We start from the raw sequence: 10,677 nt of genomic DNA, 5'->3' as shown, positions 1-10,677 counted from the left end.
CCGTGGCACCGGCCCCGCCGTCGCGGGTGCGGCCGGGCGGTCAGCGCACCCGGGTGCTGAACAGCCGGGCCGACCAGAACACCGAGGCGACCGTCATCAGCGCCACCACCAGCAGGCCCTGCCAGACGGCGCTGTCGCCGACCGCACCGGAGAACAGCGCCCGCATGCCCTCCACGGCCCAGTAGAAGGGGTTCCACTCGGCGATCGCGACCAGCCAGCCGGGCGCGAGTGTCAGCGGCAGCAGCACCCCGGAGAGCAGCGCGATCGGTTGCGCGAGGGTGTTCACCACCGGCGCCATCGCCGCGTCGGTCGGGACCAGCAGCGCGATGCCGTAGGAGATCGCCGAGGTCATCAGCGCCAGCAGGCCGAGCAGCAGGTACGCCAGCAGCAGGTCGACCGGGCCGACCCGCAGGCCGAACGGCAGCGCGATCAGCGTGATGATGACGGCCTGCACCAGCAGCGCCACCATCTCGCGCAGTGCCCGGCCCAGCAGCAGCGCCAGCCGGCTCACCGGGGTCACCCGGGAGCGCTCGATGATGCCCGCCTTCAACTCGCCGAGCAGGCTGAAGCCGGTGAACAGGCCGCCGAAGATGCAGAGCACCGCCAACAGGCCCGGCACGTAGATCTGGTAGGCGTCGGCGTAGCTGCCGGCGGGCGCCAGCACCTTCTTCAGCAGCGGGGCGAACAGCAGCAGGTAGAAGATCGGCTGGATCACCCCGACGGCGATCCACACCGGGGTGCGCCACATCAGCAGCAGTTGCCGCTGGAGCACCAGCCAGGTGTCACGGGCGAGCTTCACGGGAGGGCTCCCAGGGGTCAGGACTGCTCGATCGAGCGGCCGGTGCGGGCCAGGAACACGTCGTCCAGGCTGGGCCGCTGCAGCTGGACGGTGCCCGGCCGCAGGCCGGCCGCGTCCAGGGTGCGCAGCAGCTGCGGGATCGCGGCGGCGCCGTCGTCCAGGTACAGCCGCAGCCCGTCCTCGCCGCGCACCTCCAGGCGGTGCAGGTACGGCTGCGCGCGCAGTGCCTCGGCGGCCCGGCCGCCGTCCTCGGCGGGCAGGCCGACCAGGACGACGTCGCCGGAGATCTCGCGCTTGAGGGTCTCCGGGGTGCCCTCGGCGACGATGCCGCCGTGGTCGACGATCGCCACCCGGTCGCAGAGGGCGTCGGCCTCCTCCAGGTAGTGGGTGGTGACCACCACGGTCATGCCCTCGGTGCGCAGCCGTCGGATCTCCGCCCAGACGTGGCCGCGGCTGGCCGGGTCGAGGCCCACGGTGGGCTCGTCCAGGAAGAGCACCCGCGGTTCGTGGATCACGCCGAGGGCGATGTCCACCCGGCGGCGCTGGCCGCCGGAGTAGGTGCTGCACGGGCGGTCGCCGAACTCGGTGAGTTCGAAGGCCTTGAGGGCGGCCTCGGCGCGGTGCTGGGCATCGGCTTTGCCGGTGCCGTACATCCGGGCCTGCAGGACGAGTTCCTCGCGGGCGCTGACGGCGTCGGTGGTGCCGCCGCCCTGGGCGACGTAGCCGATCCGGCGGCGGACCTCGGCCGGGTCGGCGAAGAGGTCGGCGCCGGCGACGGCGGCCTCGCCGCCGTCGGGGCGGATCAGGGTGGCGAGCATGCGGAGCGTGGTGGTCTTGCCCGCGCCGTTGGGCCCGAGGAAGCCGAAGATCTCACCTGGGGCGACGTCCAGGTCGATGCCGCGGACGGCGTCGACGGCGGGCTGCCCGCGCTTCTTGGAGGGATAGGACTTGCGCAGTCCCTTGGTCGCGATCAACCAGAACTCCCGTGCGGGGATGGGGTTGCCGGGGCACCTGGGAAGTGGTGCTGCGGGCCCACCCTAGAGTCTTCGGCACCCCGGAAACAATGGCCTAGACCAATGGATTCGAGCGTTCCGCTCCGCCGACCGCCAGGCCCTCCAGCCGGTCGGCCGCCGCCGCGGCCCCGCCGCCGGCCAGCAGCTCCCGGCCCACCCGGGCCGCCGCGGCGCGGTACCCAGGGTCGTCCAGCACCGTGCGCAGCCGGTCGGCCAGCACCCCGGGCGACACCCGGGCGAACGGCACCCGCAGGCCCGCGCCGGTGGCCGCCAACTGCGCGGCCACGAAGGGCTGGTCGTGCCGGATCGGCGCCACCACCAGCGGCACGCCGTGCGCCAGCGACTCGCCGACGGTGTTCATCCCGCCGTGGCAGAGCACCGCGTCCACCGCGCCCCGGGCCAGCAGGTCGAGCAGCGGTGCGCGCTCCACCACCACGGACCCTTCGGGCAGCCCGCCGTCCGGTCCGGCGCTGCCCGAAGGGGCCGGGGCGCCGGTGAACACCGCCTGCACGTCCGGGCCGAGCAGGCGCAGCGCGGTGGCCGCCCGGGCACGGAAGTCCGCCCCCAGCTCCCCGGCCAGCGTGCCCATGGTGACCAGCACCCGCCGCCGGCCCGGCTCCAGCCGCTCCCACGGGAACGCCGGCCCGGCCGCCCGCCCGCCCAGCACCGGGCCCACCAGCGCGCACTGCGGCGGGAGTTCGCCGTCGCCGGTGAGCGCCCGGCCGGTGGTGGCCAGCACCAGCCGCGGCGCGAAGCGCGGATCGGTGTACTCCCCGGCGGGCAGGCCGGCCCGCTCCCACAGACCCTGCAGCAGGCCGGTCATCCAGGCCTCCACCTGCGGCAACGCCCGGTAGGGGCGGCCCAGTTCCATCGCCCCCGGCGCCAGGCCCGCCCACGGCAGCCCGTACCGGTGGGCCGCCAGCGCACCCGCCGGGGTGTGCTGGTCCACCAGCAGCACGTCCGGCCGGAACTCCCGCACCACCGCGTCCAGCGGCTTCAGGGTGAACCGCGCGTACGGGACGATGAAGCCCTCCCAGAGCGACCGCAGCGCGGCGAGCCCGTGCCCGCCCTGCGCCCGGAACGCCCGGGTGCCCGTCCCGTACACCGCGGCATCGGCGCCGAGCAGCGGGCGCAGCACCGACTCGGTGCCCGTCCAGGCCACCTCGTGGCCCCGGGCGGCCAGTTCCGCGGCCAGGCCGGCGGCCGGATTGACGTGCCCGGTCAGCGGCGGCACCACCAGCAGGAAGCGGCTCATCCCCGCACCAGCCCGGCCAGGTCGCCGACGGTCAGCGCCGCCAGCCCGTCGAGGTCCAGCCCGGCCCGCCGCGCCGCCAGATCGACGCCGTAGCGCTCGCGCAACAGGCCGTCGAGCACGGACAGTTCGTGTTCGTCCAGCAGCAGGTCGGCGTCCAGCCGGGCCTGCGGGGTCACCGCGTCGGCCCAGCCGGGCGGAGCCTCGGCGGCGGCCGCCAGGGCGGCCAGCAGTCCGGGGCACACGGGTACGGCTTCGGAAGGGGTCATGGAGGCTCCACCTGCTCGACGGCACGGGGGCGGGAGGGGAAGCCGGGAGTCCGCGATCACTTGTGCGACCCCCGGGGCGTGGGAATACTAGCCCGCGTGACCGCACTGGAGGCAGTGGCCGTCCACCTTCCCCACCACCTCGCACCGATCGAGGACGTGGGCGAACGCATCGGCCTGACCCCACGTCAACTTCGACTCTTCCGCCGCTTCCACGGCCTGGACCAGGTGCGCCTGGACCCGGACGGGACGCTGCTCGACCTGCTCGCCGGCGCCCTGGAGGCGCTGCCCGGGCTGCGCGGGCGCGAACGGCAGGTCCGGTACGTGCTGCACGCCCGCAGCATGCCGGTCGCCGAGCCGTACCCGCTCAACCCGCTGCACCGGCTCCTCGACCGCTTCGGCCTGGGCCACGCCAACGCCTTCACCGTCACCCACCACGCGTGCGCGGCCGGGCTGCTGGCGATCGACCTGGCCGGACGGCTGCTCGCCGAGGACCCGGACCCCGGGGCGCTGGCCCTGGTCGTGGCGGGGGAGAAGACCTTCACCCGGGACGCCCAGGTCGTCCCCGAGACCGGCATCTTCGCCGAGGGCTCCGCCGCCTGCCTGATCAGCGCGGGCGGGCCGCGCGACCGGGTGCTGTCGTACGCGCTGCGCCAGCGGCCCGAGTACGACGGCCGGCTCGCCGACGACCCGGACCTCCTGGCGCGCTACCAGAAGGACTACCCGGCCGTCATGGTGGAGGCCCTCGAAGCGGCCCTCGACCAGGCAGGTCTGGACCTCTCCGAGATCGCGCTGATCCTTCCGCACAACGTCAACCAGGCCTCCTGGCGGATGATCAGCCGCCGGATCGGCTATCCCGTCGAACAAGTCGTGCTGGACAACGTGCCCTCGGTGGGGCACAGTTTCGCAGCAGACGCCTTCATCAACCTGCACTCCGCGACCGCACGGGGGCTGCTCCGGCCCGGCGACCGCTACCTGATCGCCGCCGCGGGCGTCGGCGCCACCTTCTCGGCCATGGCCGTCCAGCACTGACCCGACGTCGGCTCCCCGGCCACCCGCCGGCCGGCACCGACCGGACGCCGGCCGCCGCGCGCGCACCCCACCACACCACACCACTGGCACCCGCCTCTTCACCACGGGACGGTTCACCCATGGCAGACCCCGCCCTCCACCACGACACCGAACTGCGCGGCCGGATCCTGCGCAGCATCGAAGAACTGCTGCCGCGCGTGCTCAAGCGCGACCTCCCCGAGATCCCGGAGAACGCCTGCCTCTTCGACGACCTCGGCCTGACCTCGGCCGGCACCATCGAACTCATCCTGGAGGTCGAGGAGTCGCTCGACATCCAGGTCGACGTCGAGCAGATCGGCGAGGACGACCTGCGCTCGGTCAACAGCCTCGCCGACTACGTCGCCGGGCACCTCATCGACGAGGACTGAGCCGATGCCACCGGCCGGGCCGCGCCCGGGCCTGCGCCTCACCCACGCGCTCGCCGCGGACTTCGACGGACGCTCCGAGGCCTCGCTCCACCCCGACCTGCGGGTCTTCACCGGCGACCTGGTCCGCCCGCACGGCCTGGCGCTGCGCGAGGACCTGCTGTGCGAGGGCGTCGGCCACTCGTACGGCGAGATGGGCGAGGCCCTGCTCGGCGAGGCGCTGCGGACCGGGGCGCTGGCCGCGGACGACCCGGTCGACCTGCTGATCCTCGCCTTCTCCGCCCCCGACGTCCGGCCCGGGGCCCCCGCCTCGCTGTACCTCAGCCGGCACTGCCCCGGCACCCCGGCGGCCTTCGCGGTCTGCGACCAGGGCAGCGCCGCCGCCTTCACCGCCCTGCGGATCGCCGCCGCCCACTGCCGCACCGGCTCCTGCCGACGGGCCGTGGTCGTCCTCGCCGAGCAGTCCGCGCTGCACTACGAGCCGGCGGAGGAGGTCGAGCTGCCGGAGCGCCACCGCGCCGTCCTGCTGGTCGGCGAGGCCGGCGCCGGGCCGGGGCTGACGGTCGGTCAGTGGGCCGAGTCCGACGGCGAACGGGCACTGAAGTCCGTGCGGGCCGCGCACGAGGAACTCGGCCCGGGCGCCGGGCTGCTGGTCGCGGGCGGGCTGGTGCGCGAGGCCGCGCCGGACACCCTGCCCGGGGCGGAGGCCGGCGACGCCGGGCAGCCGTTCACCGGCGTCTGGTCGCTGCTGGCCGAACGCCTCGCCGACCGGACGGAGGGCGCCGCACCGCTGCTGCTCGCCGACCACGACCGCAGACTCGGCCGGCTCAGTACGCTCGCCCTGCCGTGACCGACACCCCCGACCGGATCCGCCTCTGGACCATCGCCACCGACCAACCACCCTCCGTCGTAAGGTCGTTGTGGCAGCTGCTGGACGCCGCCGAACGTACCAGGGCTGCCCGCGACCCGCTGCGGCGCGACCGCTTCACCGTCGTCCGCGGCGCCGTCCGACTGCTCACCGCCGCCCACCTGGGCATCGAGCCCACCGCCCTGGTCTGGCGGCGCGGCCCGTACGGCAAACCCGCACCCGTCGGCGGCGACGGCCTGGAGCTCAGCTGGTCCGGCTCGGGCACGCTCGCCGTGCTGGCCGTCGCCGAGGGCCGCCCGATCGGTGCCGATGTGGAGGAACTGGCCGGGCCCCGGGTCGCGTTGCGGATCGCCCGGCGCCACTTCCCGCCCGGCGACCTCGCCGAGGTCGCCGACGCGCCCACCGCCGGCGAGGGCGCCGAGCGGTTCACCGAGCTGTGGTGCCGCCGGGAGGCGTGCGTCAAGGCGCACGGTGCGCGGCTGGCCGAGGGCCTCGGCCTCGCCCTGGCCGGCCCCTCCCCGCTGCGGCTCGACGCGCCCGGACCGCTCGGCCGGGGCCCGCTGCACCTGTGCGACGTCCCGGTCGCCGCCACCCACCGGGCCGCCGTGGCGGCCTGCGGGGAGCGCCCGTTCACGGTCGCGGCGGAACCCTGGATGCCGCTGGCGCCCCTGGTGGGCAACGGTAGTTGACGGTCCGTCGCCGACGTCCCGATTTGGTCTGGACCAATTGTGTGGCGCCCTGGTAGCGTCCGCATCCCGTCCCTCCCCAGCAACCCCGTTGAAGCCGCGAGCCGAAGGGCGCGTACGACGTGACAGAGACCAGACGGATCACCGTCGGCTACCACGGCACCACCAGCGGCTCGGGCCCGCTCACCCTCGGCCAGCACAACATGCTGCTCTGCATCGGGAACGACCTCCCCGAACAGATCAACAAGGAGTCCGTCTGGCCCGTCCCCGACGGCACCGGCCCGGACGCCGCCCTGGCCGCCCTGCGCACCCTCCTCGAACGCCACGAATCGCTGCGCACCGCCTTCCCGCCCGGCCCGGACGGCCGCCGCGAGCAGCAGGAGGTGCACGCCGACGGCGAGTTCACCGCCACCGTCGTCGAGGCCGGCACCCGCGACCAGAAGCGGCTCGACCTGCTCGCCGCCGAACTCGGCCGCACCGACCTCGCGGTCCCCTTCGACCTCGCCGCCGCCCCCCGGCTGCGCTTCACCCTGGTGACCCACGGCGACGAGGTGCTCCGACTCGTCGTCGTGGTCTGCCACGCCGGAGCCGACGGCGCGGCCACCGCCCTGCTCCTCCAGGAGTGGTACGCCCTCGCCGCCGGCCGCGAGCTGCCGCCCGTCACCGCCCGCACCCCGCTCCAGGTCGCCGCCGCCGAACAGTCCCCGCAGGGCCGACGCAGGACCAGGGCCGCCCTCGGCCACTGGGAGCGCATCCTGCGCACCGGCCCGCACGCCGTCTTCGCCGACGACCGGGTCACCGGTCCCGCCGGCCCCGTCGGCCTGCTCGTCCTGCGCTCCCGTTCCGGCGCGCAGGACCTCGCGGCCACGGCCCGGCGCACCGGGGCGAGCCCCTCCGTCGTCCTGCTCGCCGCCTTCGCCGCCCTGGTCGCCCACCGTGCCGCCGAACCGGACCTGGTGCTCTCCACCCTCTCCGCGAACCGGCAGCGCGCCGCGCTGGCCGACCACATCGGCACCCTCGCCCAGGACGCCCTGCTCGCCCTCGACACCCGCGTCGACGACTTCGACCAGCTGGTCGGACGCGCCAAGGCGGCCTCCTTCACCGCCTACTGGCACAGCACCTTCGAGGCCGAGGAGGTCTGGCGGCTGATCGAGGACGTCGCCGAACAGCGCGGCGCCCGCTACGCCCGGCAGGTCGCCGTCAACGACCTCAGCCTCGCCATCCCCGAGGCGGTCGCGGCCGCCCGCCCCGCCCCGGCCGCCGACCCGGAGCTGATCCGGCTGCCGGACATCCGGATGCCGTCCCGGGTGATGTTCAACATCCTGCGGGTCACCGACCTGCTGGAGTTCTCCCTGCTCACCTGCCCGCAGGTGTTCGACCACACGGAGGCCGAGCAGTTCGCCCACGGCCTGCTCGCGGTGCTGCGGGCTGCCGCCCGGGGCCCGCTGCCGCTCGCCGGGCTGACCGCCCTCACCGGGGTCCGGCCCGGCACCCGGACCGGCGAATGGCACCGGATCGACGCCTGCTGGACCGACCTGGCCGCCGTCCGCGCCCTGCTGGGCGAGGCCCTCGGCCCGGCCGTCACCGACATCCGCGTCACCGTCGCCGACGACCGGCTGACCGCCCACCTCGCCACGACCGACCCGGCCCTCACCCCCGAGGCCGCCCACCGGGCCGTCGTCGCCGCCCTCCCCGGACACGACACCGCGATCGCGCCGGCGCGCTACGTGCTGGAGTCCTGACCCCGCCGGGCCGGCCCCGCCCCGGGGCGCGGGCCCGGGCGCCACGCTCCGCCCACCCGGGGGTCGCCGAGGGTGGGGGCGGTGGCCGCGGGGGACGATCACGGGATATCTTGATATCAAGACGTTCGGACGTTGCAGACGTGAAGCGGAGAACCCGTGACTGACTCGACCATCATTTACACGCACACGGACGAGGCCCCGGCCCTGGCCACGTACTCGTTCCTGCCCGTGGTGCAGGCCTACGCCTCGACGGCCGGCGTCACGGTGGAGACTCGGGACATCTCCCTGGCCGGCCGCATCATCGCCAGCTTCCCGGAGCGCCTCGCCGAGGGCCAGCGCATCGAGGACGCCCTCGCCGAGCTCGGCGAGCTCGCCAAGACCCCGGGCGCCAACATCATCAAGCTGCCGAACATCTCGGCCTCCATCCCGCAGCTGAAGGCCGCCGTCGCCGAGCTGCAGGCCCAGGGCTACGCGCTGCCGGACTACCCGGACGACCCGCAGTCCGACGAGGACAAGGACGTCCGCGCCCGCTACGACAAGATCAAGGGCAGCGCCGTCAACCCCGTCCTGCGCGAGGGCAACTCGGACCGCCGCGCCCCGGGCTCGGTGAAGAACTACGCCAAGACCCACCCGCACCGCATGGGCGCCTGGACCTCCGAGTCCAAGACCAACGTCGCCACCATGGGCGAGAACGACTTCCGCTCCACCGAGAAGTCCGCCGTGATCGCCGACGCCGGCACCCTGCGCATCGAGCACGTCGCCGCCGACGGCGCCACCACCGTGCTGCGCGAGTCCGTGCCGGTCAAGGCCGGCGAGGTCGTCGACGCCTCCGTGATGCGCGCCGCCGCGCTGCGCGAGTTCCTGGCCGCCCAGGTCGTCCGCGCCAAGGCCGAGGGCGTGCTGTTCTCGGTGCACCTCAAGGCGACGATGATGAAGGTCTCCGACCCGATCGTCTTCGGCCACGTGGTCCGCGCCTTCTTCCCGAACACCTTCGCCCAGTACGGCGAGGTGCTCGCCGCCGCCGGCCTGTCCCCGAACGACGGCCTCGGCACCGTGCTCAACGGCCTGGACGCCCTCCCGCAGGGCGCCGAGATCAAGGCCTCCTTCGAGGCCGAGCTGGCCGAGGGCCCGGCCCTCGCCATGGTCGACTCCGACAAGGGCATCACCAACCTGCACGTCCCCAGCGACGTCATCGTCGACGCCTCCATGCCGGCCATGATCCGCACCTCCGGCCACATGTGGGGCCCGGACGGCAACGAGGCCGACACCCTGGCCGTCCTCCCGGACAGCAGCTACGCCGGCGTGTACCAGGCCGTCATCGAGGACTGCCGCGCCCACGGCGCCTTCGACCCGGCCACCATGGGCTCCGTCCCGAACGTCGGCCTGATGGCGCAGAAGGCCGAGGAGTACGGCTCCCACGACAAGACCTTCGAGATCGCCGCGGCCGGCACCGTCCGCGTCGTCGACCAGGACGGCAACGTCGTCCTGGAGCAGGAGGTCTCCGAGGGCGACATCTTCCGCGCCTGCCAGACCAAGGACCTGCCGATCCAGGACTGGGTGAAGCTGGCCGTCACCCGCGCCCGCGCCACCGGCGACCCGGCCGTCTTCTGGCTGGACGAGGGCCGCGCCCACGACGCCCAGCTGATCGCCAAGGTCAAGCAGTACCTGCCGGAGCACGACACCGAGGGCCTGCAGATCGAGATCCTCTCCCCGGTCGAGGCGACGAAGTTCTCCCTGGAGCGCCTCCGCCGCGGCGAGAACACCATCTCGGTCACCGGCAACGTGCTGCGTGACTACCTGACCGACCTGTTCCCGATCCTGGAGCTGGGCACCAGCGCCAAGATGCTGTCGGTCGTCCCGCTGATGGCGGGCGGCGGCCTCTTCGAGACCGGCGCCGGCGGCTCCGCCCCGAAGCACGTCCAGCAGCTGGTCAAGGAGAACTACCTGCGCTGGGACAGCCTCGGCGAGTTCTTCGCCCTGGCCGCCAGCTTCGAGCACCTGGCGACCACCGCGGGCAACGCCCGCGCCCAGGTCCTCGCGGACACCCTGGACCGCGCCACCGGCACCTTCCTCAACGAGGACAAGTCGCCGAGCCGTCGCCTCGGCGGCATCGACAACCGCGGCAGCCACTTCTACCTGGCCCTGTACTGGGCCCAGGAGCTGGCCGGCCAGACCGCCGACGCCGAGCTGGCCGCGGCCTTCGCCGACCTGGCGAAGACCCTGTCCGAGCAGGAGCAGACCATCGTCGAGGAGCTCGGCGCGGTGCAGGGCTCCGCGGTGGACCTCGGCGGCTACTTCCAGCCCGACCCGGCCAAGGCCGCGGCCGTGATGCGTCCGTCGAAGACCTTCAACGACGCCGTCGCCGCCCTGGGCTGATCCCCGCGCCCGACCCCGAAGGCCCCCGGCCGGGGACCCTGGACCGCCAGGGCTCCCCGCCGGGGGCCTTCCCCGTTCCGGCCGCCCGGCCGCCCCGCCGTTCGGCACCCGCCGCGCCGTTCGGCACCCGCCGCGCCGTCCGGCACCCGCCGCGCCGTCCGGCACGTCGCCCGGGCACGTCGCCGGGCGCCCCGCGGTGCCGGTCGGGGGCCGGCGGGGCGTTAGGGGCGGGTAGGGGC

10 protein-coding genes are annotated in these 10,677 nt (G+C 74.5%); 6 read left to right on the top strand and 4 right to left on the bottom strand.

Annotated features, from left to right (window positions below; translation table 11 throughout):
- Nucleotides 1-40 precede the first annotated feature (40 nt).
- From ACWGB8_RS36090 to ACWGB8_RS36075, 4 genes are all read right to left on the bottom strand, one after another.
- The gene (locus ACWGB8_RS36090; RefSeq protein ID WP_452217896.1) at nt 41-799 is read right to left on the bottom strand and encodes an ABC transporter permease; all 759 of its coding nucleotides are present in this window, start codon (nt 797-799) and stop codon (nt 41-43) included.
- Between the two features lie 17 nt (nt 800-816).
- Nucleotides 817-1,773 (bottom strand): ATP-binding cassette domain-containing protein, encoded by a 957-nt coding sequence (locus tag ACWGB8_RS36085; protein ID WP_452217895.1) that lies wholly within the window; start codon nt 1,771-1,773, stop codon nt 817-819.
- Between the two features lie 94 nt (nt 1,774-1,867).
- Nucleotides 1,868-3,067 (bottom strand): glycosyltransferase, encoded by a 1,200-nt coding sequence (locus ACWGB8_RS36080; RefSeq protein ID WP_452217894.1) that lies wholly within the window; start codon nt 3,065-3,067, stop codon nt 1,868-1,870.
- Nucleotides 3,064-3,333 carry a hypothetical protein gene (locus tag ACWGB8_RS36075; protein ID WP_452217893.1) on the bottom strand — a complete coding sequence of 90 codons (270 nt, stop codon included), beginning with the start codon at nt 3,331-3,333 and terminating at the stop codon, nt 3,064-3,066. The genes ACWGB8_RS36080 and ACWGB8_RS36075 overlap by 4 nt, the downstream gene beginning before the upstream one ends.
- Nucleotides 3,334-3,429: 96 nt before the next feature.
- Here ACWGB8_RS36075 and ACWGB8_RS36070 point away from each other — a divergent pair, with 96 nt between their 5' ends.
- The 6 genes from ACWGB8_RS36070 (at nt 3,430) to ACWGB8_RS36045 (ending at nt 10,438) form a co-directional block, all read left to right on the top strand.
- Nucleotides 3,430-4,362, top strand: a complete 933-nt coding sequence (locus tag ACWGB8_RS36070) for a 3-oxoacyl-[acyl-carrier-protein] synthase III C-terminal domain-containing protein (RefSeq protein ID WP_452217892.1) — start codon at nt 3,430-3,432, stop codon at nt 4,360-4,362.
- Nucleotides 4,363-4,481: 119 nt separating this feature from the next.
- On the top strand, nt 4,482-4,769 hold the full coding sequence (locus tag ACWGB8_RS36065) for an acyl carrier protein (RefSeq protein WP_452217891.1): 288 nt from the start codon (nt 4,482-4,484) through the stop codon (nt 4,767-4,769).
- A 4-nt stretch (nt 4,770-4,773) separates the two neighbouring features.
- Entirely contained in the window at nt 4,774-5,616 is an 843-nt protein-coding gene (locus tag ACWGB8_RS36060) for a hypothetical protein (RefSeq protein WP_452217890.1), read from the top strand.
- Nucleotides 5,613-6,323, top strand: coding sequence for a 4'-phosphopantetheinyl transferase family protein (locus ACWGB8_RS36055; RefSeq protein ID WP_452217889.1), 711 nt, complete (start codon nt 5,613-5,615; stop codon nt 6,321-6,323). The genes ACWGB8_RS36060 and ACWGB8_RS36055 overlap by 4 nt, the downstream gene beginning before the upstream one ends.
- Nucleotides 6,324-6,442: 119 nt before the next feature.
- The gene (locus tag ACWGB8_RS36050; protein ID WP_452217888.1) at nt 6,443-8,062 is read left to right on the top strand and encodes a condensation domain-containing protein; all 1,620 of its coding nucleotides are present in this window, start codon (nt 6,443-6,445) and stop codon (nt 8,060-8,062) included.
- A gap of 156 nt (nt 8,063-8,218) precedes the next feature.
- The gene (locus ACWGB8_RS36045; protein WP_452217887.1) at nt 8,219-10,438 is read left to right on the top strand and encodes an NADP-dependent isocitrate dehydrogenase; all 2,220 of its coding nucleotides are present in this window, start codon (nt 8,219-8,221) and stop codon (nt 10,436-10,438) included.
- The last annotated feature ends 239 nt before the right edge of the window (nt 10,439-10,677 follow it).

The sequence above is a fragment of the Kitasatospora sp. NPDC054939 genome (assembly GCF_053610105.1).
This window is presented reverse-complemented; position numbering and strand designations above follow the sequence as displayed.